This window comes from Anaerotignum propionicum (assembly GCF_024461735.1).
Taxonomy (GTDB): domain Bacteria; phylum Bacillota; class Clostridia; order Lachnospirales; family Anaerotignaceae; genus Chakrabartyella.
In genome coordinates this window covers 125,639-149,762 of record NZ_JANGAD010000008.1, presented here as the reverse complement: position 1 = coordinate 149,762, position 24,124 = coordinate 125,639, and the positions used below count along the sequence as shown (strand labels likewise).

18 protein-coding genes, 1 tRNA gene and 1 riboswitch are annotated in these 24,124 nt (G+C 40.7%); of the genes, 18 read left to right on the top strand and 1 reads right to left on the bottom strand.

The window, feature by feature from the left end; genetic code table 11:
* Positions 1-280: 280 nt before the first annotated feature.
* The 8 genes from NE558_RS11695 to NE558_RS11660 all read left to right on the top strand — a co-directional run bounded on the left by NE558_RS11695 (position 281) and on the right by NE558_RS11660 (position 8,109).
* A tRNA-Gly gene (locus NE558_RS11695) sits at positions 281-352 on the top strand.
* 160 nt (positions 353-512) lie between these two features.
* Positions 513-1,409 carry an SPL family radical SAM protein gene (locus NE558_RS11690; RefSeq protein ID WP_256150265.1) on the top strand — a complete coding sequence of 299 codons (897 nt, stop codon included), beginning with the start codon at positions 513-515 and terminating at the stop codon, positions 1,407-1,409.
* A 158-nt stretch (positions 1,410-1,567) separates the two neighbouring features.
* Entirely contained in the window at positions 1,568-1,849 is a 282-nt protein-coding gene (locus tag NE558_RS11685; RefSeq protein WP_256150264.1) for a DUF503 domain-containing protein, read from the top strand.
* 178 nt (positions 1,850-2,027) lie between these two features.
* Positions 2,028-3,329, top strand: coding sequence for a trigger factor (tig, locus tag NE558_RS11680; protein WP_256150263.1), 1,302 nt, complete (start codon positions 2,028-2,030; stop codon positions 3,327-3,329).
* Positions 3,330-3,420: 91 nt separating this feature from the next.
* Complete coding sequence (gene clpP, locus NE558_RS11675; RefSeq protein WP_256150261.1) at positions 3,421-4,020, top strand: ATP-dependent Clp endopeptidase proteolytic subunit ClpP; 600 nt, start codon at positions 3,421-3,423, stop codon at positions 4,018-4,020.
* A gap of 2 nt (positions 4,021-4,022) precedes the next feature.
* On the top strand, positions 4,023-5,318 hold the full coding sequence (clpX, locus tag NE558_RS11670) for an ATP-dependent Clp protease ATP-binding subunit ClpX (protein WP_256150260.1): 1,296 nt from the start codon (positions 4,023-4,025) through the stop codon (positions 5,316-5,318).
* 452 nt (positions 5,319-5,770) lie between these two features.
* Entirely contained in the window at positions 5,771-6,964 is a 1,194-nt protein-coding gene (gene ilvA / locus NE558_RS11665; protein WP_256150259.1) for a threonine ammonia-lyase, read from the top strand.
* A 167-nt stretch (positions 6,965-7,131) separates the two neighbouring features.
* Entirely contained in the window at positions 7,132-8,109 is a 978-nt protein-coding gene (locus NE558_RS11660; RefSeq protein WP_256150257.1) for an EamA family transporter, read from the top strand.
* A 217-nt stretch (positions 8,110-8,326) separates the two neighbouring features.
* Here the strand turns inward: NE558_RS11660 and NE558_RS11655 are convergent, their stop codons facing one another.
* Positions 8,327-8,905 (bottom strand): ferredoxin domain-containing protein, encoded by a 579-nt coding sequence (locus NE558_RS11655; RefSeq protein ID WP_256150256.1) that lies wholly within the window; start codon positions 8,903-8,905, stop codon positions 8,327-8,329.
* Positions 8,906-9,100: 195 nt separating this feature from the next.
* Between NE558_RS11655 and NE558_RS14505 the strand changes: the two genes are divergently transcribed.
* The 10 genes from NE558_RS14505 (at position 9,101) to NE558_RS11600 (ending at position 24,033) form a co-directional block, all read left to right on the top strand.
* Positions 9,101-11,938 carry an FtsK/SpoIIIE family DNA translocase gene (locus NE558_RS14505; RefSeq protein WP_305145060.1) on the top strand — a complete coding sequence of 946 codons (2,838 nt, stop codon included), beginning with the start codon at positions 9,101-9,103 and terminating at the stop codon, positions 11,936-11,938.
* Between the two features lie 190 nt (positions 11,939-12,128).
* A riboswitch (ZMP/ZTP riboswitch) is annotated at positions 12,129-12,209 on the top strand.
* A gap of 76 nt (positions 12,210-12,285) precedes the next feature.
* Positions 12,286-13,956 (top strand): formate--tetrahydrofolate ligase, encoded by a 1,671-nt coding sequence (locus tag NE558_RS11640; protein ID WP_256150254.1) that lies wholly within the window; start codon positions 12,286-12,288, stop codon positions 13,954-13,956.
* A 12-nt stretch (positions 13,957-13,968) separates the two neighbouring features.
* Positions 13,969-14,826 (top strand): bifunctional 5,10-methylenetetrahydrofolate dehydrogenase/5,10-methenyltetrahydrofolate cyclohydrolase, encoded by an 858-nt coding sequence (locus tag NE558_RS11635; RefSeq protein WP_256150252.1) that lies wholly within the window; start codon positions 13,969-13,971, stop codon positions 14,824-14,826.
* A gap of 16 nt (positions 14,827-14,842) precedes the next feature.
* Positions 14,843-16,201 (top strand): 30S ribosomal protein S12 methylthiotransferase RimO, encoded by a 1,359-nt coding sequence (gene rimO, locus NE558_RS11630; RefSeq protein WP_256150250.1) that lies wholly within the window; start codon positions 14,843-14,845, stop codon positions 16,199-16,201.
* A complete protein-coding gene (gene pgsA, locus NE558_RS11625; protein WP_256150302.1) occupies positions 16,185-16,718 on the top strand; it encodes a CDP-diacylglycerol--glycerol-3-phosphate 3-phosphatidyltransferase in 534 nt (177 codons plus the stop codon). The genes rimO and pgsA overlap by 17 nt, the downstream gene beginning before the upstream one ends.
* Before the next feature lie 390 nt (positions 16,719-17,108).
* Positions 17,109-18,350, top strand: a complete 1,242-nt coding sequence (locus tag NE558_RS11620) for a competence/damage-inducible protein A (protein ID WP_256150248.1) — start codon at positions 17,109-17,111, stop codon at positions 18,348-18,350.
* Positions 18,340-19,218: a DMT family transporter gene (locus NE558_RS11615; RefSeq protein WP_256150246.1), complete on the top strand. Its 879-nt coding sequence runs from the start codon at positions 18,340-18,342 to the stop codon at positions 19,216-19,218. Before NE558_RS11620 ends, NE558_RS11615 begins: the two co-directional genes overlap by 11 nt.
* A gap of 42 nt (positions 19,219-19,260) precedes the next feature.
* Positions 19,261-20,406 (top strand): recombinase RecA, encoded by a 1,146-nt coding sequence (recA, locus tag NE558_RS11610; RefSeq protein WP_305145059.1) that lies wholly within the window; start codon positions 19,261-19,263, stop codon positions 20,404-20,406.
* A 223-nt stretch (positions 20,407-20,629) separates the two neighbouring features.
* The gene (locus NE558_RS11605; protein WP_256150244.1) at positions 20,630-21,247 is read left to right on the top strand and encodes a RecX family transcriptional regulator; all 618 of its coding nucleotides are present in this window, start codon (positions 20,630-20,632) and stop codon (positions 21,245-21,247) included.
* A 14-nt stretch (positions 21,248-21,261) separates the two neighbouring features.
* Complete coding sequence (locus NE558_RS11600) at positions 21,262-24,033, top strand: tetratricopeptide repeat protein (RefSeq protein ID WP_256150243.1); 2,772 nt, start codon at positions 21,262-21,264, stop codon at positions 24,031-24,033.
* The last annotated feature ends 91 nt before the right edge of the window (positions 24,034-24,124 follow it).

The window sequence follows — 24,124 nt, the reverse complement described above, 5'->3', positions numbered from 1 at the left end:
TAAATCCTCCTTATAATAAGTATTAAAATTTAGGGAATACAATATTCAAAGAACTGATGTTTCCATTAATCTCACTTTTTAAATCAGATGTCTGATTGCGCAATGGTAAAAGAGACATTTTTGCTTTCCAAGAGTATTGTAAGAAGTTAAGATTTTTGTTTCATTATATCATAAAAAGATGGATCGGTTAATTCATAGATTCTAAATATTTTTGTGTTGAACGAAATTTACTACTTGACAAAGATATGTAAATAATGTAAAATCTCTATTACAGTTGTGTGCGCGAGTGGCTCAGTGGTAGAGCATCGCCTTGCCAAGGCGAGGGTCGCGAGTTCGAATCTCGTCTCGCGCTGTTTGAATCGGTTTTGATTATTCAAGACCGATTTTTTTATTGTGTATTTTCTTTAAATATTTGGAATTCTTTGCTTAACTAGTCAGAAAGTGTTACCATATAAGGAAGAAAGCATCAGAAAAAGGACATGAATTTTATTTTGTTATAGAGGGGGAAGCGCATGAAGGAACCCATTCCCATATCTTGCAATACAGCCTGCACCTTTGTGAAGGGAAGCTTTCCCTATCATTGGGATTTAAATGTATATAGAGGCTGTTCCCATGACTGTAAATATTGTTTCGCCCGTTATTCCCATAAGTATTTGGGTGAAAAAGGGGATTTCTCGGAAGCAATATTTGTGAAAACAAATATTGCTGAGGCATTGGAACGGCAATTACGCAGTCCCAAATGGGACAAGGCCGTTATTAATCTAGGTGGTGTAACAGACAATTATCAGGTTGCCGAGGCTATGGAGAGACAAATGCCCGAGATTTTGCGTTTAATGATTAAATATAATAATCCCATAATAATTTCAACAAAATCAGATTTAATACTAAGGGATTTCGATTTGTTTGATGAATTGTCAAGAAAAACCTATGTTAATATCGCTTCTACCATAACCACTGCAAATGAAACATTGCAAAAAAAACTGGAGCCCGGAGGGGTAAGCCCCATGAGGCGATTTTCCATGTTGCAGGAATTCAGAAAAACCAAGGCCTCTACAGCAGTGCATATGATGCCTTTGCTGCCTTACCTTACAGATGGGGAGGAAAACTTAAATGCTGTTTTTTCTCAGGCAAGAGATGCCCATGTGGATTATCTGCTGCCAGGGCTGCTGAATTTGAGAGGAGAAACAAAACAGGTTTTTTATCATTTTTTGCAGAAGGAATATCCGAATTTATTGGGTGAGTATAGGTTACTTTATCAGAATGCAGGGCTTAAGGATTACAGAGGATCTTTGTATAAACAGTTAGGCAGATTTAAAGAGAAATATCAGATTTCCTTTGATTATAGGAGCAGACTTGAACGAATGGTAAATGCAAAAAATGAACCCGTTCAGCTTAGTATTTTTGATTAACTGAGTGAAGGGCATGTTTTTTTATAATATTTTTATAGAATACTCGTTATACCCCCTCAAACAGAGTGGCTGCAAACTTAGTGTGCCTTGACAAAGGTTTTAACTTCCTTGCAGAGCGGAGCGCTCTTTTTGAGACAAAAGAAAGAAGGAGACTTATTATGATTATTGGTAGCTGCGAAGTAACCTTTCACGCTGATTGGGTAACATCTTTGAAAGAAAAGCGCATGATTGTAAAAAGTCTTGTGGATAAAACAAGACATAAATTTAACGTTTCCGTTGCCGAGGTGGACTGTCAGGATCATCATAAAATTATTGTAATCGGTTTTGTCTGTGTAACCAACGAAAAACGACAGGCAGACAGCATCATACAGCATATCCTGCGCTTTATGGAGCAAAACACGGAAGCGGAAATGATTTCCGCAGAATTTGAAGTGTTTTAGGGAGGTTTTTTGGCTGAAACAGTGGATTTTTTTATATTTTACAGTAGATTTTCAAAATACCGTGTGATATAATAACCTTTGATTGTTCAGTTTTAGGGACTGACATTTGGATGACGACAGTTTGATAAAATTAAGATTTAGTTGTCATAGAAACAGATTTTTAAGGAGGAGCTTCTACATGAACGCAACATTGTTGAACAAGGAAAAAACAGAAGTAAAATTTTCTTTTGAAGTAACCGCAGAAGTATTGGAAAAAGGTATGGCTTTTGCTTATAACAAGCATAAAAATCAAATTTCTCTCCCTGGTTTTAGAAAGGGTAAAGTACCTAGAAAGTTGATTGAGGCACAGTATGGCGAAGGCTTTTTCTATGAAGATGCAGTAAACCATATTTTCCCTGAAGAATACATGGCAGCTGTTAAAGAGCTGAATTTGGACGTAGTTTCCGCACCATCTTTGGATGTTGAATATATCGGTTCTGATAAGGGTGCAAGATTTATTGTTGATGTTACAATTAAACCTGAAATTAAGTTGGGTCAGTATAAAGGCCTTTCCGCTGAAAAGGTTGTATCTGAGGTAACAGATGAAGAAGTTATGGCTGAATTGGAAAAGGTTCAGGCAAAAAATGCAAGAACCGTTGAAGTAACAGACAGAGCAGCAGAAATGGGCGATGTTGTAAAAATGAGCTATGAAGGCTCTGTTGACGGTGTACCTTTTGAGGGTGGCAAGGCAGATGAGCATGATTTGGAATTGGGTAGTGGAATGTTTATCCCCGGTTTTGAAGAAAAGCTTGTTGGTCACTCTTTGGGTGAAAAATTTGATATTGACGTAAAATTCCCAGAAGAGTATCACTCTCCTGATTTGGCAGGCAAGGATGCAATTTTTGCTATTGAAATCAAAGGAATTACAAAGAAAGAACTGCCTGCATTGGATGATGCTTTTGCAGAGGATGTTTCCGAATTTTCCACTTTGGATGAATACAAAGCAAGCATTCTGGAAAAGCTTGCAAAGGAGAAAGAAGAAAAAGCAAGACAGGTTCAGGGCGACAAGCTTCTGGATGTTGCAGTTGCAAACTGCGAAATGGAAGTACCACAGGTTATGTATGACAATAAAATCAACAGCATGATGAAGGATTTTGAAGATAACATCGTTCGTCAGGGCTTATCCTTAGACATTTATTGCCAATATATGGGTACAACCCCTGATGAAATGAAAGAAAACTTCAAAGAAACCAGCGTAAAGAGTGTAGATGCTAGATTGATGCTGGAAGCAATTGCAAAGGAAGAAGGCTTAGCAGTTACTAAAGAAGAGCTGGAAGCTGAAATTTGCAAATACGGCGAAAGCTACGGCATTGATGGAAAAACAATGCTGGAAATGATTAGAGAAGAGGATAAAGAAGCGCTGGAACAGGATATGCTTGTAAGAGCAGCGATGAAGCTGATCGAAGACACAGCCGTTTTAACAGATCCTAAGGCTGAATAAGACCATCGATTAGGCACAGTTTTACTGTGCCTAATTAAGCTTTATAGGTATTTCAAAAGGTATAAATTAATTGGGAATGGAGGGAGTTCATATGAGTTTAGTGCCTATGGTAGTGGAACAGACAAACCGGGGAGAGCGTTCTTATGATATTTATTCCAGACTGTTAAAGGACAGAGTTATTTTTCTGGGGGAAGAGGTAAATGATGTTACATCAAGCCTTGTTGTGGCCCAGCTATTATTTTTGGCTGCGGAAGACCCCGATAAGGACATTAGCCTTTATATCAACAGCCCAGGCGGTTCTGTAACCGCGGGACTTGCGATTTACGATACCATGCAGTATATCAAACCTGATGTGTCTACAATCTGCATTGGTATGGCAGCCAGTATGGGAGCTTTTCTTTTGTCAGGTGGTGCAAAGGGCAAAAGATACGCATTGCCGAATGCAGAGGTTATGATTCATCAGCCTAGTGGTGGCGCAAGAGGACAGGCAACGGATATTTTTATCCATGCTGAAAATATTTTGCGTACCAAAAAGAAATTAAATGAAATTATGGCTAGTAATACAGGCAGAACTATTGAAGAAATTGAAAGAGATACAGAGAGAGACCATTTTATGACGGCTGAGGAAGCAAAGGCCTATGGGCTGATTGATGATATAATTACAAAACCTCAGACAAAGGAGAGAGGCTAAATATGGCAGGAAAAACAGAAGATACGAACAAATTGCGTTGTTCCTTCTGCGGGAAAACTCAGGATCAAGTAAAGAAGCTGATTGCTGGGCCGAATGTATATATTTGTGATGAATGTATCGAGCTGTGCGCCGAGATTATTGATGAAGAATATGATGTTTTAGCAAACAAAGAAGAGAAGTTTAATGTTCCAAAGCCAAAAGAAATCAAAGAGACGCTAGATCAATACGTGATTGGTCAGGATAAGGCAAAACAGGCTTTATCAGTAGCGGTTTATAACCACTATAAGCGTGTTTATATGGATGCCAAGGCGGAGGATGTTGAGCTTCAAAAAAGCAATATTCTTTTGGCAGGCCCTACAGGCACAGGAAAAACCTTGCTGGCGCAGACTTTGGCCAGAGTATTGAACGTTCCTTTTGCCATTGCGGATGCCACCTCTCTAACAGAAGCGGGATATGTAGGTGAGGATGTGGAAAACATCCTGCTAAAGCTTATTCAAGCGGCAGATTATGATATTGAACGCGCAGAGAGAGGCATTATCTATATTGATGAGATTGATAAGATTACCAAAAAATCTGAAAATGTATCAATCACTAGAGATGTCAGCGGCGAAGGCGTGCAACAGGCATTGCTGAAAATTCTGGAAGGTACCACAGCAAGTGTACCTCCTCAGGGTGGCAGAAAACATCCTCATCAGGAGTTTATCCAAATAGATACAACAAATATTTTATTTATTTGTGGCGGCGCTTTCGGCGGTATTGAAAAAATCATTGAAAACCGTATGGGACACAAGGTTATTGGTTTTGGTGCCGAAGTGCATAGCAGATTAAACAAAACATCAGACGAAATTCTTCGTTCTTTGATGCCCCAGGATTTATTGAAATACGGCCTTATTCCTGAATTTATTGGACGTTTGCCCGTAGTGGTAACTCTGGATAATTTGGATGAGGAAGCATTTACCCATATTTTGACGGAGCCCAAAAATGCTTTGACAAAGCAGTATGAATATCTATTTGCTTTAGACGATGTTATTTTGGAATTTGAACCTGAGGCTTTAGCAGCGATTGCGAAAAAGGCAATGGAGCGGGCTACAGGTGCCAGAGGCTTACGTGCAATTATGGAGGAATTCATTAATCCTATTATGTATGAAATCCCTGCAGAAACAACATTGGAAAGATGTATTATTACCCAAGGCGTTGTTGAGGGGAATGAAGCCCCCAAATATGTTTATAACGAAAACCGACAGCCTTTACAGCGTATGCGCAGACGCAAGCATACAAGAAAGGTGAACGCATCTTAAACAACAGAAATCCCCCATGAATATTTCATAGGGGATTTTTTTCGTGATTTAAAATCTTTAGCATTAATTAAGTATGTTTTTCACCAATTTAGTGAATTAAAATACCCAGATACGTTTGTCAAACCCCTAAAAACCTATGGGAAAATAGAATATTATTCCTTAGTTTTCAGCAAAATTGGGAAAAAATTAAGAGAAATGGCTTCCATTCCAGGGGGAAAATCATTGGTTTTTATGCATTACTACAGAGAAATATTGTAATCGTCTATATAATGCGGAATAATGTACATGAAATACGGAATGGATAGCAATAATAACAAAATTGCAAAATTAGAAAAAAAGTTATGAAAATGTGTTGACGTTGTTAAAAAGTGAACATATAATTATTTTGTATTCGAGATATAGACAAAAATAAACATATGTGCATATGTTAAAGACACAGGAGTGAGAGTGCAATGTTATCTTTAAAAATGATTCAAAATGCAAAAGAGGTTCTGAATGGTATTGCAACAGAAACACCTTTATTTCAGTCTAAGTTTATCAATCCTGACGCTGATGTGTATATTAAATGTGAAAATATGCAGGTAACAGGCTCTTTTAAGTTGAGAGGTGCTTATTACAAAACAGCTAATTTAACAGAAGAAGAAGCAATGCATGGCATTGTGGCTTGTTCTGCAGGCAATCATGCCCAGGGTGTTGCTTTAGCTGCAAAGAAGAAAGGAATTCAGGCTGTAATTTGTATGCCTGCTGGTGCACCCCTTGCTAAAGTTGAAGCAACAAGAAGTTATGGTGCAGAGGTTGTGTTAGTTCCCGGTGTTTATGACGATGCTGCTGCAAAAGCTGCGGAACTGAAAGAGGAAAAGGGATATACCTTTTTACATCCCTTTAATGATGACTATGTAATGGCAGGACAGGGAACCATTGGTCTTGAGATTTTGGAGCATTTGGAAGATGTTGAAGTTGTGCTTGTTCCCATTGGCGGTGGGGGCTTAATCAGCGGTGTTGCTTGTGCAATTAAAGAATTGAAACCTGAATGCAAGGTTTATGGTGTACAGGCTGAAGGCGCACCTTCCATGTTTAATTCCTTCCGTGATGGTAAAATTGAAACACTGGCTGAAGTAAACACTGTTGCCGATGGTATTGCAGTAAAACAGCCGGGAGACAAGACTTTTGAAATGTGTCAGAAATATGTGGATGGAATTGTTACGGTTTCTGAAGAAGAAATTGCTTCTGCAATTTTGATGCTTTTGGAAAAACACAAAATGGTAGCAGAAGGTGCTGGTGCAGTTTCTGTTGCTGCAGCAATGCATAATAAGGCTGATATTCAGGGCAAAAAGACCGTATGTATTATTTCCGGTGGTAACGTTGATATAAATATTTTAGACCGTATTATTGATAAAGGATTACAGGTGAGTGGTCGATTGACAAAATTCTCTGTAACAATGATGGATAAGCCTGGTCAGCTGACACAGATGCTTCAAATTATCGCAGAAGCCGGTGCAAATATTTTCAATGTAAACCATGACCGTATGGTACGTAATATTGCAGTTGGAAAATGCGTTGTAGATGTAACTGTGGAGACAAGAAACAAAAACCATTGCGAAGAGCTGATTGAGAAGCTTGTATCTAAGGGTTATGATGTAAAGTAAAAAAATCCAAGTTATAAGGCTTTTAAATTTCCCCCCCAAAAAGATAATTAAAAGTCAAAAAAAGACATCCTTTTGTTGAAAAAAATAAAAGGATGTTTTTTATTGTTGCATAGTATGGATATAACTACTATAATACTATAAGTTGACTATAATGATGGAGGGATATTATGGAAGGGAAGAAAAAGGCCGGTATTCTGATTACACTAAGCGGCGCCATTTGCTGGGGTATATCAGGGTGTTTCGGGCAATTTTTATTTGTGGAAAAAAATATTACTGCGGAGTGGTTGGTTGCCATAAGACTTATTTTTGCAGGAATATTGCTGATAGGATTGGGTTTAATTCTGCAAAAGGGTAAGATGTGGGAGATTTTCAAAAATAAAGCTGACATGAAGCAGCTTCTCATTTTTTCTCTATTTGGAATGTTAATGTGCCAATATACATATTTTGCGGCAATCCAACATTCCAATGCAGGAACGGCAACAGTTTTACAGTCACTAAATCCACTAATCATTTTAGGTGTTGTTTGTGTAAAGGGAATGCGGTTTCCAAATAAAGTAGAGGTTGCGGCAATTATTGCGGCATTTTTGGGTACGTTTTTACTTAGTACTCACGGAGATGTTTACAATATGTCTTTGACCGGAACGGCGTTATTTTTTGGATTAGGTTCCGCACTAGGTGCGGCACTTTACAGTCTGCTTTCTGGAGAATTGATGAAAAAATATGGTGTTTATGTAGTGGTTGGATTTGCCATGTTTTTTGCAGGCATCATTATGATTCCTTTTGTTCGCCCTTGGAACTATGAAATTTTATGGGATTCTGGAACCATTATGGGCGTCTTGGGGGTTGTAATCATTGGTACTGCGGTTGCTTTCTCCTTGTTCTTGAAGGGTGTTAGTCTGGTTGGTCCTTTTTTAGGAAGTCTTTTGGGAAATATAGAGCCGGTTACGGCAATTATAGTATCTTTACTATTTCTTGGTTCTGTGTTCCATCCTACTGAACTGGTTGGATTTATATTGATTTTAGGCACTGTGCTGGGATTATCGGCTTATTCCGGCAAAGGGGTGAAAGTAAAGAAGAAAAAGATAGAGTACGAAATTGATCAGGTTCGACATCGTGGAAGAGACCTGGAGTGTATGGGAAAATGATTTAGCTGAAGCTGGGAGAACATAGTTCTAAAAGCGGCAAGTTACAGGAAGGTCAACTAGATTAAAAAGGTTTGGTGAAAAGGTTTTTAGAAGAGTAGAGAAAACACAATTGAAGGCGATTCTATTTTTTGAACACCAGGATTCACATCATATGGAAAAAAGCCCCGGCAAAGCGAATATTACGCCTAGCGGGGGCTTTTTTTGTATCAAGGTATATTTATTTTGCATTACAGCCGGGAGCCGCCACAGAGGATGCAGAAGCCACGACAGGACGATCATAGTAAGGGCTTTTTTCCGAAACGGAAAGGGGTACACCGTAGCCTAAGAATACTTTCTCTGAAAAGAGACCTAAAGATAATGCAGCTTTCCCAGCAGAAAACATAATTCTGTTGTCGATATGATGTGCCGCTGCTACAGACACGGCAGAGCCCATGGCAATGCCTAAATCGCCTACGGCAAAGGCACAGTGGGTGCCGCTTTTATTGGCACCGAAGCAGTCTCCTGCCCCACAGTAATTACAGTAAGGTAAACCTCTATAGGTTTCTTGTGCCCCGAAGAGAACAACGCAGGCAGATAGGTCTACGTTCTCTGCATCTCTTATATAAAATGGTTGACGGGTTTCCTCCCCGATTTTTCTCATTTCTGCCGCTAGGGCATCCTTATCCTCTCCATCAATAATAAGGGATTCCATGCTGTCTCTGCCACAGCCTTTTGGCGCTGTTTTCGCTGCGGCAATCATGAGGGAAGCTACGGTTTCTATTGCTCTCAGTTGTAGCTTTTCACCACTATATTTCATCTTATGTTCCTCCTTTTCCTTTTGTAATTTGAATTCACTATTGATTATACAGCATGTTTTATAAAAGATGCAATATCGTAGAGGAAATTGCGTTGATAAAAAGGGTGCGTGATTTGCATATTTATGGTATAATTTTATATTAAAGGCAAACAGTGGTTCGTAAATTTTGTTTCAAAGATAGATGAGGTGAGTAATTTGGCAGAGCAGAAGAAAACAACAAGAAAAAGCGGTTCAGGTACAACAAAGACCCCCGCAAAATCTACTGCCGTGAAAAAAAATACAAATGGAAAGACCGGTACAGGGAAAAGCAGTTCCCCAAAAAGCCAGCATAAGGGTAATGCTAAGGCAATAGAAAATGATAGCCGCTTTGGGGATAGCATTCTGGACGAGGTAATCCTAATTATAATTATGTTGATTTCCCTAGTTGCCGAAATCAGTGTGCTTACTGAAAAAATGGGAGTCATTGGGCATTTGTTCAGCAGTTTATTTAAGGGACTGTTTGGTTTTGCAGGAGTGTTATTGCCGTTATGTATTATTATCTATTGTGGATGGCTTTTGGCAAGTGAAGAGAGAAAAATGCCTGTGGTTCGTGGTCTTGGCGGCCTTCTGTTTCTTCTTTGTGTTGCGGCAGGGGTGCATTTGATACATCCCATTGAAGCTGCTGCCAATTTGAGGTTTTTCCAAAAAATAGCCTTTTATTACGGAGAAGGCGCTATGGGCAACGGTGGCTTATTTGGTGTTGCATTAGGTGGTATGTTATATGGAGCTTTTGATACTTTGGGCAGCACTTTGGTATTAATTGCCCTATTAATTATTTCTTTTATTATGGCAACAGGAAAGTCTTTTTTTCAGGCTGTTTCTGACTATTCGGCACACCAAAAGGCAATGCAGAAGGTGAGACAAGAAAAAATAAAAAGCAGAGCGGAACAGATTCGGCTGATGGAGCAGGCAGAGGAAGAAAAGCGGGAGCGCCGGCGACAACGGGAAAAAAAGAAAGGCAGTTACAATATTGAGCTCAGGGATGAGGAAGGCTGTGAGGTTGTTACTCCTGAAATAGAAGAAACGGTTTTCCGTAAAAAAGATGCTATAAAATATAAGAAGGCAGACCCTATTTATAACTTTATTTTCCAGGAAGGAGAAGAGGGAACTTCTGAGGGAGAAATCGAAGATTTTGAGATTGAATCCGTTGGGGAAAAGCAGCAAAAGGACGAAGAAATTCCAATTATGATTCATTCTAAGGCAGTTCAGGATGAAGGAGAGGAAATGCTGGAGGAAATTTTCAGGGAGACCCCTGAGGAAGAAATTTTGTTATCAGAAGAGGAAGAGGTTTTTACCCAGGACGAGCCTCTAAGTGATACAGAGGAAATTCCTATTGTTGTTTTGGATGAAGAGACAGAGAACTTAAATGATACTGATGGCTTGGATATGTCTGAAAGCATTGATATTTCCAACGATTTAGAAGTAACAGCGGATGTCGATGAGTTGGAAGGTACCGAAGAAGGAGAAAAGCAAGAAATAACGCCTAAGGAAACGGAACCCATCCCTGAAGAGGAAGTGGCTGCCGAACCAATAGAAGAAGAAATTCCCTATGTATTTCCTCCCATTGAGCTTTTGGGAGAAGACCCCAAATCAGGAGGAGGAGATTCAAAGGCGGAGATGCTTGCCAATGCGAAAAAGCTGGAGTCAACATTAAAGAGCTTTGGTGTTGATGCAAAGGTAATCCAAATCAACAGAGGGCCTACCGTTACCCGTTATGAATTGTCTCCCAGCCAAGGGGTAAAAGTTAGCAAGATTGTAAATTTGGCGGATGACATTGCCTTAAATTTGGCGGCAAGTGGCATCCGTATTGAAGCGCCGATCCCTGGGAAGGCGGCGGTTGGCATTGAAGTGCCTAATAGAGAAACCCAATCTGTATATTTGAGAACGGTATTAGATAGTGATGCCTTCCATAATCATGGCTCCAAGCTGGCATTTGCATTGGGAGAGGACATTGCAGGGAACCCAGTGGTTACGGATATTGGAAAAATGCCCCATCTTCTGATTGCAGGTGCAACAGGCAGTGGTAAAAGTGTTTGCATCAACACACTGATTACCAGCATTTTATATAAGGCTGACCCCAAGGACGTGAAGCTACTTCTGGTTGACCCTAAGGTGGTGGAATTGAGCGTTTATAATGGTATTCCTCATCTATTGATACCCGTTGTTACTGACCCGAAAAAGGCGTCTGCGGCGTTAAATTGGGCGGTGCGGGAAATGCTGCAAAGATATAATGATTTTGCATCCTTTGGCGTGAGGGATATTAAGGGTTTTAATGCCATGAAAGAAGAAGAAGGGGACGAAAAAGGAAAGATGGCGCAAATTGTCATCGTTATTGACGAGTTGGCGGATTTGATGATGGCGGCACCAGGTGAGGTGGAGGATTCCATTTGCAGATTGGCGCAGATGGCTCGTGCCGCAGGAATGCATTTGATTATTGCGACCCAGCGACCTTCTGTAGATGTTATTACCGGTGTCATTAAGGCAAACATACCGTCCCGATTGGCCTTCGCTGTTTCCTCTGGCATTGATTCCAGAACCATTTTGGATATGGTTGGTGCGGAGAAGCTTTTGGGCAAGGGGGATATGCTGTTTTACCCGGCGGGACAAAGCAAGCCTGCCCGTTTACAAGGAGCCTTTGTTACCGATAAAGAGGTGGAGGATATTGTGTCCTTCCTGAAAAAGAGCGGTCGTCCGGGTTATACCCAAGATACCATAGACCAAATTACAAAGGTAACAAAAACCGGTATGGATGCAGATGAAGACAGCGATGCGTTTTTTGAACCTGCTGTAGATTTGATTATTGAAAAGGAAAAGGCTTCAGTTTCTATGCTGCAAAGGCAGTTTAGAATTGGCTATAACCGTGCGGCAAGGCTGATGGATGAGCTGGAGCGCAAGGGGATGGTTGGCCCTGAGGATGGGAGCAAGCCCAGAAAGGTACTCATTACCCGTGCGCAGTGGGAGACGATAAAAGAGCCTGTGGAAGAAGAACTTTGATGAAGAGAAACAGGAAATTGCATTTGCATATACTGACGAGTTGTTGGGATATTATTTTGTTAGAATCCCCTATTATAGTGGGAATCTAAAAGATAGGATACAGTCGAAGGAAAGGTCTGAGGCAATCTTGTACCGGATAAAATATTTCTTTGTCTGTTGACAAAAAAACCTGCTTATAGTACCATTTCCCTAGAGGTCATATGACTGACGGAAGTGGAGTTAACCACATGGAGTATGACAAGGATAAATGCCGACCGTCTGGGCGATGACGCTTGGACTGTCGGTTTTTTTATTTGCGGTTCATGGCGTTTGAAAACCGTTGAAGGACTGAAAGGAGTTTGTTTATCATGAAAACAGATTTGCAGATTGCACAGGAGTGTACAATGGAGCCGATTACTGCGATAGCCGCAAAAGCAGGGATTCCCGAAGAATTTGTGGAATGCTACGGGAAGTATAAGGCAAAAATCAGCGATAAATACTATAATCAGATTAAAAATAACCCTAGCGGGAAGCTGATTTTAGTAACTGCTGTAAATCCTACCCCTGCAGGTGAGGGGAAGACCACAGTGACCATTGGCTTAACACAAGCATTACAGAAGTTGGGCAGAAATGCCATTACTTGCTTAAGAGAGCCATCCCTTGGCCCTTGCATGGGTGTTAAGGGGGGAGCAGCCGGTGGCGGATATGCCCAGGTTGTTCCTATGGAGGAAATCAACTTGCATTTTACTGGGGATTTGCATGCCATTACTACAGCTAACAATCTGTTGGCGTCTATGGTTGACAATCATATTCAACAAGGAAACGATTTGAATATTGACCCCAGAAAAATCACTTGGAAAAGAGTGGTTGATTTAAATGATAGACAGTTGAGAAGCGTTATTTCAGGCTTGGGTGGTAAGGTAAACGGCGTGCCTCGTGAGGATGGCTTCCAAATTACCGTTGCTTCTGAAATTATGGCCATTTTCTGTTTGGCAAACGACTTAAAGCATTTAAAAGAGATGTTGGGGAAAATCATTATTGGGTATACTTACAGTGATGAGCCTGTGACGGCAAAGCAAATTGGTACCGATGGTGCAATGACCGTTTTATTGAAAGATGCCCTTCAGCCCAACCTGGTACAGACCTTAGAGCATACGCCGGCAATGATTCACGGCGGCCCTTTTGCAAATATTGCCCATGGTTGTAACAGTGTGCGTGCCACAAAATTAGGCCTGAAAATGGCAGATTATGTGGTGACGGAAGCAGGCTTTGGTGCGGATTTGGGGGCAGAGAAATTTTTTGACATTAAGTGCCGCAAGGCTGGCATTCGTCCCGATGCCGTTGTTTTGGTTGCAACAATCCGTGCAATGAAATATAATGGTGGTGTTGCAAAAGCAGATTTGAGCAATGAAAATTTAGAGGCTTTGAAAAAAGGCTTTGTAAATTTAGAAAAGCATATAGAGAATATACAGAAATTCGGTGTTCCTGTTGTGGTTACTTTGAACCACTTTGTTGCAGACACTGAAGCAGAGGTTGCCTTTGTAAAGGAGCACTGTGAAGCCATGGGTGCCACCTTTGCCATTGCAAGAGTTTGGGCAGAAGGCGGAGAAGGTGGTCGTACGCTGGCGGAGAAGGTTTTGGAAACCTTAGAGACCAAGGAAAATAATTTCCATACCTTATATGATGACAATTTAACCATTCAGGAAAAAATAAATTGTGTTTGCAAAGAAATCTACGGTGCAGGAAGTGTCAGCTTCTCGGCAGCGGCGAAAAAAACATTGGCTCAAATTGAACAGCTGGGCTTTGGCCATTTCCCTGTTTGTATTGCAAAGACACAATACTCCCTTTCTGATGACCCTAAGCTTTTGGGACGTCCTGAGGGATTTGAGGTAAATGTGAAAGAATTGAGAATTTCAGCAGGGGCAGGCTTTATTGTTGCAATGCTTGGAGACATTATGACAATGCCAGGCTTGCCAAAAAGACCTGCGGCTTTGGATATTGATATTGATGAGGATGGTAACATCGTGGGATTATTCTAAGGAGTTGTAATAATGACAGCGCAATTGATTGATGGTAAGTTGATTTCGGCACAAATCAAAGAGGAAGCGGCGAAAGAAGCGGTTCAAATTAAGGCTCAAGGTGTGAATCCTTGCCTTGCCGTCGTTTTGGTGGGAAACGATTCCGCTTCACAGGTTTATGTGAATAATAAAAAAAAGGCATGCGAGGCAGTGGGCATTCGCTCTGTATCCTATGAATTGGGAGGAGAAACATCGGAGGAGGAATTGCTCCACCTTGTGGCACAGTTAAACGCCGACGAAACCGTTCACGGAATTTTGGTACAAATGCCTTTACCGAAACAAATCAATGAAGAAAAAGTGATTCTTGCCATTGATGCCAAAAAGGATGTGGATTGTTTTCATCCTATGAATGTGGGACTATTGCATACAGGAGGTAAAGGATTTTTGCCTTGTACACCTGCAGGTATTATTGAGCTAATTAAGCGCAGTGGACATACCATCCAAGGTCAGAATTGTGTGATTATCGGAAGAAGCAATATTGTTGGGAAGCCTGTGGCTATGCTGTTAATGCAGGAGAACGGAACGGTGACTATTTGCCATTCAAAGACCCGTAATCTTGCGGAGATTTGCCGGGGAGCGGATATTATCGTCAGTGCCACGGGAAAGGTAAATACCGTTACGGCAGATATGGTAAAAGCAGGTGCCATTGTGATTGATGTGGGTATGAACCGCAATGAAGAAGGTAAGCTTTGCGGTGATGTGGATTTTGAAGCAGTAAAAGAGATTGCAGGGGCAATCACACCTGTACCGGGAGGCGTAGGGCCCATGACTATTGCAATGCTTATGAAGAACTGTCTTGTGGCTGCAAAAATGCAGAACAACTTGATGTAAATTTAGGGAGGTAAACATGAAAGGAACCGTAGCATTCACTTCTTTAGGGTGTGACAAAAACAGAGTAGACAGCGAGGTTATGCTGGGCATCTTGGCACAAAATGGCTTCCAAACCATTGCCGATGAAGCAGAGGCAGATATCATTGTGATAAACACATGCTGTTTTATTAAGGATGCCCTGGACGAAAGTATTGAAACCATTCTGGAGATGGCGGAGTATAAAAAAACAGGCAAATGCAAAGGCTTAATCGTAGCCGGTTGTTTGGGACAGCGCTATGAAAAGGAGTTTTTTGATGAACTGCCTGAGGTGGATGCAGTCATTGGTACAGCGGCCTACGAATCCGTGGCAGAGGTGGCGGCGGATATTTTGAAAGGGAAAATGGGAGAGAAATATTTAGAGGATATTGACCGTCCCATGGAAGATGCTAATGGAAAATTGCGGATTCTCTCTACTGCTCCTTATTTTGCATATTTAAAGATCTCTGAGGGCTGTGATAACCATTGTACCTATTGTGTTATTCCTAAGCTCAGAGGCAAGCACAGAAGCCGTTCCATGGAAAGCCTTGTGGAGGAAGCAAAGGTATTGGCTGAAAATGGTGTGAAGGAATTGGTCATCGTCGCTCAGGATACCTCCATTTATGGCAGAGATTTATATGGTGAACCCAAGCTTCATGCTTTGTTGGAGGAATTATCAAAGGTTGATGGTATTGAATGGATTCGCCTGTTATATTGTTATCCAGAAACCTTAACTCAAGAAACCATTGATATTATGGCTAGGAATGAAAAAATCTGTCATTATATCGATATGCCCATTCAGCATGGGAACGATGCTGTGTTAAAGCGCATGGGTAGAAAAAGCAACCAAGCCTTAATCAAAGAAAAGGTAGCGGCATTGCGTGGGGCGATGCCCGATATTGCCATTCGTACGACCCTGATTGTGGGATTCCCCGGTGAAACAGAAGAGGAATTTCAGGACCTGGTTGATTTTGTGGAAGAAATGCGTTTTGACCGTTTGGGTGTATTTTCCTACTCTCAAGAGGAGGGTACAGCGGCGGCGATTATGGAAAATCAGATTGATGAGGATTTGAAAGAAGCAAGAAAAGAAACAATTATGGATATTCAAAAAAATATTGCGGCTTCCCTTTGTGAAAAGGAAGTTGGCAAAGTAGTACAGGTTTTGGTAGAGGGCAAACTGCCTGAAGAAAGTATTTATTGCGGACGAACCCGCAGAGATGCGCCGGATATTGACGGGCTGGTGTTTTTAACCGCCGAGGAGGAACTATACTCCGGAGATTTTGTAACAGCAAGAATCCGAGAAGCCGGAGACTATGATTTGATGGGAGATGTAATTTATGCAGATGAATCTGCCGAATAAACTGACAATGCTTCGGGTCATTTTGATTCCCGTATTCCTTTCGGTACTGTTTTTGGTACCTGCGCCTTTGAATCGTTATATTGCTGTTGCAATTTTTATTGTTGCCTCTCTAACGGATTTTTTGGACGGATACCTTGCGAGAAAATGGAATTTGGTTAGTAATTTCGGTAAATTTATGGATCCCTTGGCGGATAAGCTTTTGGTAATGGCCGCTCTTGTTTCTATGGTTCAGTTGGGAGATTTGGCAAGTTGGGTAGTTATCATTATTTTAGCAAGGGAGTTTGCAATTACAGGCTTTCGTACCCTTGCCATGGAGGCTAAAATTGTCATGGCCGCCAGCTGGTGGGGAAAGGTAAAAACCACAGTGCAAATGATTATGATTATTGTGGTGTTGTTGAATTTACCCTTTCCGGGTATTTCTATTATTGAAATGCTTTTGGTTGGTTTAGCGGTATTTTTTACTATCCTCTCGGGGGTGGATTACATTGTAAAAAACAAGCAGGTTTTAAAGGGATAAAAAGTAAACACCCTCTGAAAAAAGATCAGTTTTTTCGAGCTATTCTGAAGTTTTCAGGGGCAAACAGATGAGCTTGTGCCACCAATTGGTCTTGAAACTCTCTGTTTGCCTCGGGTTGGACAAGCCTATCCTAGGGATTAAGGTAGGGAAACTTTTTGTTTCCTTACCTTCCGTTACATAAAAAGATGTTATTTGTTAGTAAAACTGAAGAACGCAATTTATAAAAGTTTCTTGCTCTTTTCGAAAAGCAAGTGGGTTTGGGCAAAGCCCAAGGTTCCAACGAAAAAGAGCAGAATTGCTCTTTTTTTCTTTTGAAAAAGACTTGGAAATTCCTTATAAAAAGAATACAATAAGAACAGAATGTTCAAACATAGGATAAGGAGGCGTAACATGAAGGCAGAAATTTTGGCAGTAGGCACAGAACTATTGCTTGGAGATATTTTAAATACCAATGCCCAATACTTAGCCAAGGAACTGGCAGCACTGGGGATTGAGGTGTACTACCAAACGGTGGTGGGGGATAACCCAAAAAGATTGGAGGAAACCATCTATCATGCCTTTTCCAGAGCGGATTTGGTGATTACCACAGGAGGTTTAGGCCCCACAGAGGATGATTTGACTAAGGAAACAGCGGCGAAATATTTTGGTGAGTCCCTTGTTTTGGATGAAAAGGCATTGGCTCAGATTCAAGTTTTCTTTGATCGTATTGGCAGAACTATGACAGAAAACAATAAGAAACAGGCATTCGTTCCTGAACATAATAGCGTAGTTATGTACAACGCCAACGGTACTGCACCGGGCATTATCATAGAAAAAGATGAAAAAATTATCATAATGTTACCTGGTCCACCAAAAGAGGTTGTGCCTATGTTTGAAAATCAGGCAAAGCCTTATCTGGCAAAAAAACAAGAGTATACCTTTATTTCCAGAATTCTACGGGTAGCTAGTGTTGGAGAAAGTGCCATGGAGGAAATGGTAAAAGACCTAATAGATGCCCAAACAAACCCTACCATAGCTCCCTATGCCAAGGAAGGTGAAGCCCTTTTACGCATTACTGCTAAAGCAAAGGACGAAGAGGAGGCAAATCGCTTAATTGACCCCGTTGCGGCAGCATTAAAGGAGCGTCTGGGAAAATCTGTTTACGCTGAGGGTGAAACAAACATGGAAACTGAGGTGGCCAAGCTTTTGCTAGCGCAAAAAAAGACCATTGCCGTAGCGGAATCTTGCACCGGTGGAGAAATTTCCTCACAATTGGTACGCTTTCCCGGTATTTCGGAAGTATTCTTGGAGGGATGCGTAACCTATACCAATGAGGCAAAAATGAAGCGTTTAGGAGTTTCTGCCCAGACCCTTGAGAAGTTTGGTCCTGTAAGCCAAGAAACTGCAAAAGAAATGGCGGAAGGTATTGCCAGAACCTCTGGCGCATCAATTGGCATTGCCACCACAGGTGTTGCAGGGCCTGATGGCGGAACAGAGGAGAAGCCAGTGGGCTTGGTTTATATCGGTATTTATAACAATGGAGTCGTTGAGGCCAGAGGGTTCCATTTTGCGGGTAATAGAAATAAAATCAGAGAGCGGGCAACCTTCCAAGCTTTGGATTGGTTGCGGAGAAAATTGCAATATGAGAAATAAAGGAGATTGGATGCTTCTCATTGCCGCCATACTTGGGGGCGGGGGCTTCATTGGTGTGAAATATCTTTTGGATTGGGGCTATACGCCATATCAGGTGATGCTAGGCAGATTTTTAATCGCAACGGTTTGCTTAAGCCTGATATATTTTAAGAGATATTTTCAGATTACCAAGAAAGAATGGAAAATGGGCGGTATCTTAGGTGTGCTGCTGGCGGCAACCTTTGTTCTTTTGACAGTGGGGCTTCAATATACAACTCCTTCTGTCAACGCTTTTTTATGTAACACCCAAGCCGCTATTGTTCCTTTTATTTGTTGGGGGGCATTTCGGCAAAAACCTTTGCCAAGTGGCTTTTTGGCAGCCTTTTTGACATTATTTGGTGTGGCACTTCTTTCAGTGACTGAGGATTTTAAATTAGATATCGGGGCTGTTTTGTCCTTTGGAGCGGCTGTAGCTTTTTCCATGCAGATGGCTTTTATGGGGAAAGCTGTTCAGGAATGTGATTCCGTGAATATTGCATTGGTTGAACATTTGGCAGTTACAGTCATATCTTTTGTGATTACTGCTATAACGGGATTTGACATGCCGTCCCTCAATGGATTTGCTGTAGCTAGTTATTTGAATGTAGGTATCTTTTGTACAGCAATCTATTTTGTATTGCAATCTGTGGGGCAAAAATATACCTCAGCCAATAAAACCGCAATTATTATTACTTCAGAGTCTATCTTTGCAGCTATCATATCCGTTTTGTTTTATGGTGAGAGAATGGGATGGCGAGGTCTGTTAGGATGCGGAATTATTTTTGCGGCAATGCTCTTGGCTGAAAAGCCATTGGGAAAAACAGTTGACACAGAGGAGAAAATAAGTTAATATAAGAACATTAGTTCGTTTCTTAGAGAGGGTGAAGGTCAATTGGCAAAAAAAGATGATTCAAAAAAAGATGACATCAGATTTGAGGATAAGGATAAAGCGCTGTCTGCGGCGTTGGGTTATATTGAAAAACAATTTGGCAAGGGTGCTGTGATGAAGCTAGGTGACAGCAGTCGCCAGATGAATGTAGAGGTAACACCTACCGGTTCTTTAAGCTTGGATGTAGCCTTAGGTGTTGGTGGCATACCAAAAGGCAGAATTATAGAAATTTACGGCCCCGAATCTTCAGGTAAAACAACCGTTGCCCTTCATATGGTTGCAGAGGTTCAAAAAAAAGGGGGCATTGCCGGCTATATTGATGCCGAGCATGCCATGGATCCTGTTTATGCCAAGGCTCTGGGCGTTAATATTGATGAATTGTATATCTCCCAGCCTGATAATGGTGAGCAGGCTTTAGAGATTGCAGAGACCATGGTACGCTGTGGCGCCATTGATATTGTCATTGTGGATTCTGTTGCGGCATTGGTTCCTAAGGCAGAAATTGAAGGTGAAATGGGCGAATCTCACGTAGGTCTGCAAGCTAGATTGATGAGTCAGGCTTTGAGAAAACTGACGGGTATTACAAATAAATCCAAATGTACCGTTGTTTTTATTAACCAGTTAAGAGAAAAGATAGGTGTTATTTATGGCAGCCCTGAAACAACTACAGGTGGTCGTGCGCTTAAATTTTATGCCTCTGTTCGTATCGACATCAGAAAGGCGGATGTGCTGAAACAAGGAACAGAGCTTATCGGAAACAGGGTTAAAGTTAAGGTGGCAAAAAATAAAGTTGCTCCACCATTTAAAACGGCGGAGTTTGATATTATTTATGGTCAGGGCATTTCCAAATATGGAGATATTTTAGATTTGGCTTCTGAGGTAAGCATTATTAACAAAAGTGGTTCTTGGTTCTCCTATAAGGAAACAAGAATTGGTCAGGGCAGGGAGAATGCAAAGCAATTTTTGCAAGAGCATCCGGATATCTGCCTTGAGGTTGAAAATGCAGTTAGGGAGCATTACGGATTGTTTTCCATGGCTGATATGTCTGGACAGGGATTAAATGAAAATTTAATGGACGGAAAGACTCCGGAAGGCATTTTTAACACGGCAGAAAATGAATCTGAAATTGAAGAATTGGATTTAGAGTAATGAATTTTTCATAATAAGATTTAGAGGTACATTCAAAATAAAAGCCCGTATTGCAAGGTAAAGTTGTTCCATGCAAGCGGGTTTTTTTAATGGTAATTACGTATTTTCATAAGGGAATATTCGTGATAAACAGACTGTCGAAAACTGAATTCATTTTATGTTGAATTGTGATAGTGAAAGGAAAAAAATTGTGTTATAATGAAAGAATAAGGAGAAAAATCCAATGCTTGTAACAAAAATTATACCTCAAAAAAGAGATACCTCTAAGTACAATATTTTTATAGACGGAGAATACGTATTTGCCCTTTCTATGGGGGATATGGAATATTTTCATATTAAAGAAGGCAGGGAAATACCCGAAAAAACAGTAACCTTTATTCAGAGAAGTCTGATTTATATTCAGGCCCAGAACAAGGCATTACATTTTATCGGGTACAAGTTGCGCACGGAAAAAGAAGTAAGGCAAAAGCTCATGGAAAGTGAATATTCCGAAGAAATCATTGAAGAAGTGATGATCTTTCTGAATAAGTATCATTATACTGATGATAGAGAATATGCCAATCGATATATAAAGGATCGCCTGCATTTAAGCCCAAGAGGGGCTTATGCATTGCGCATGGAGCTTTTACAAAGGGGCATCTCTGAGGAAATTTGCGAAGAAGTTTTAGAGCAAGCGGATTTTTGTGAAACAAAAGATGCGGTGAAATGGCTGGAAAAAAAAACAAGAGGTCAGTGGCCGCCGGATGAGAAAAAAAAGAAACAGTTATATGGTTTTTTGCAACGCAAGGGTTATTCCTATGGAGTAATAAAGGATGCTTTTGAGGAAATGAATCAACAATAGGCAGGGTGTGGATCATGAAGTCTTATTTAGCTGAGATAAGAGAGCTGCGAAAAAACTTGGTGGAGTCATATAAAGAAGGTGATTATAAAAGGGCTTTGTTTCTTGGGGAACACTTGTTAGAGCTTTATAAAAAAAACGGGGAAGATGCTCAGACCGATTTGGGAGAGGATTTTCATAATGTTGCCGTTATTTTTGATGAACTGGGGTACTATGAAAAGGCAGCAGAATACTATGGCCGAGGAGCAGAACTGAAAAAATCATATAGAGGTGAGTCTCGGGGATATGCGGATACATTAAATAATTTAGCCATTGTCTACAGCAATTTGGATAGACACGAAGATGCATTAAATACCCATTTGCAGGTTCTAAAAGTGCGTGGACGTAAGTTGGGGCAAAATCATAAGGATTATATTCATACTCTGTATAATTTAGGAAATTGTTATGAAAGCCTGAAGGAGTATGACAAGGCGCTGGAAAGCCATGGACAGGCATTGGAGAGAAGTATTGATTGCCGTTCTTTGCAGATAATGGATCTGGCGGATATCCATTCCTCTATGGCCCGCTGTTATGATAAAACGGGGAATTATAAAAAGGCAATTTATAATTATGAGGTTGCATTGGATATTATGGAAAAAAAGCTGGGCAACCGAAACCTAGCCTTTCTAAATAATTCCATTGCCCTGGCTTTTGTTTGTGAAAAGGCGGAACTTACTGGCCTTGCCGTGGAATATTGTGAGCGTGCCGTTGAGGTGCACAGGCAAATATTTCAGCAAGGTCATTTAGATTATGTGAATCATTTATGCTACTTGGCTGACTTATGCTATAAGGACGGTCAATTTGAAAAATCTTTTCAACTACATACAACCGGAATGGAAATCATTGAGAAAAAATTAGGACAAAATCATTTACTGTATTTTGATTTTCTAGATAAAATAGCTCTAGATTATTGTGGAATGAAAGATTTTGCAAAAGCTTTGGAGATGGGGAAAAAGGCTTTTTCTTTAAGAGAAGCATTTGAAACACAGCATAAAAGCATAAGCGTAAAAAGCTACGTTCAAATGGGTCAGATCATGGCCAAAATGGAAGACTGTATGCAGGCGTTAACTTATTATAAACAAGCTCTTGATATTCTGGAAAAAGATTCTTCGGATAATCAAACAATTCTAGCACAGTTATGGTTTGAATTTGCCTGTATATTTGAGCAGCACGGTTCTTATGAAGCAGCGGCATTTCTATATGAGAATGCCCTAAAAGTAAGAATGGCTTTTTCTTGTGCAAATAAGAAACCTGTAATCTCACTAATGAATGCGCTTGTGCAGGTTCGGCAGAAGCAAGAAGAATATACAAAGGCGGTGTTAATTTGCCTTGAAATGGAGGAAATTGCTAGAAGTGCCTTGGGAAAACGACATTCCGAATATGGTGAGGTGCTTAAAAATTTAGGCATTGCTTATCAAAAATCCGGTGATTTGGCTTCAGCGGGGAAATATTTAGAGGAAGCTCTAAGGCTGCAAAGAGATACCCTTGATAGGGACAATCCAATTTATATTGAGACCTTGGAGGCCTTTGCGGAGATTTGTCTTTGCAGGGGTGACTGTAGTTATGCACTGCAGCTTTACAAAGAGCGCAATGATATGAATTTTGAGGAGACACCTGAAGAACAAAGAATTTCCGCCTGTACCCTTCTGGCCATGGGCAATTGTTGCCTCAGACTGGGAGACAAGGAAAAGGCAAGAACATATGCAAAAAAGGCAGAAGAAAAGCTGATTCAAAGTGGATTGATGCCCAATGATAGATATCTTCAACTAAAGGAAGTGTATGGTGCAGGGAAAAATGTCCTTATTCCAGCCAATCGGCCGGTGAGAAGGCGTATGCGAGACAGTGAACGAAAAAATCTTGAAGACGCCATTACATTTATGACCCAGCTTTATGAGAAAAGTAGAGCCAAAGAAAATTTGGAAAATGGAAAACTAGCATTCGCAGTGTTCTCTTTGGGGGAGATGTATCAGCGCCTTGGTCAAAAGAATGAGGCTATCTATTGGTATACCTTAGCTGAAAAGTATGCTGATTCTACGTATTATGCAAGAACCTGTATTCGATTGGGTGAGGTACTATTGCTGTATGGGGATGAAGAAAAAGCACTACAAAAATTTGTAAATGCAAAAGAATTCATTTCAGAATATGGAGATACCCATTCATGGGAGAACTGCCGTGTACTGGGTCATATTGGAGACTATTTTTATAAAAAAGGTGAGATGACAACGGCTTTGGGATTTTATCATTCTTGGAATCAGCTTTATAAAGAGCTGAATTTGCCGGAATGTGCTTCCAGAGACAATCGGATTATAAAAATTGGTAAAATTTTGACTGCCTTTGAACGACATAAGGAAGCCATGGAGCTTTATTACGTGTTAGCCGTGTCAATCAGAAACCGTGAGGGAGAAACGGAAAGATTCAGTAAACTGCTTCTGCGGGTTGCAAGTCTTCATATTCAAATTGGAAATATCCAAGAAGGAGAGACAATGCTGGATCATGTTTTGATTTTGGCAGGGAAAAACGGAATAACAACAGAAAGTTTTGGCAAGGTTTGTGATAAGGTTGGAAGGCTATATGCTTTAGCTGGCTTGGAAGAAAAAGCTTTGGAAGCATTAAAATTGGCATATGGAGAAAGTTTAACTGGTAAAAAATGCATGACGAAAGAAGGCATTCAGCTTTTGCGTGAGCTTTTGTGGAAAAGCGGCGACAGCAAAGCTTATTTTTCCGTAAAAAATGGGCATGAATTAGAATAGTTTTTGTTGACATGTTTTTTTTGCTGTGATACTATTATGAAGTATGTTCAGCCGCACGGAGAGGTTTTAAAATCAAAGAATGGCTTTGATT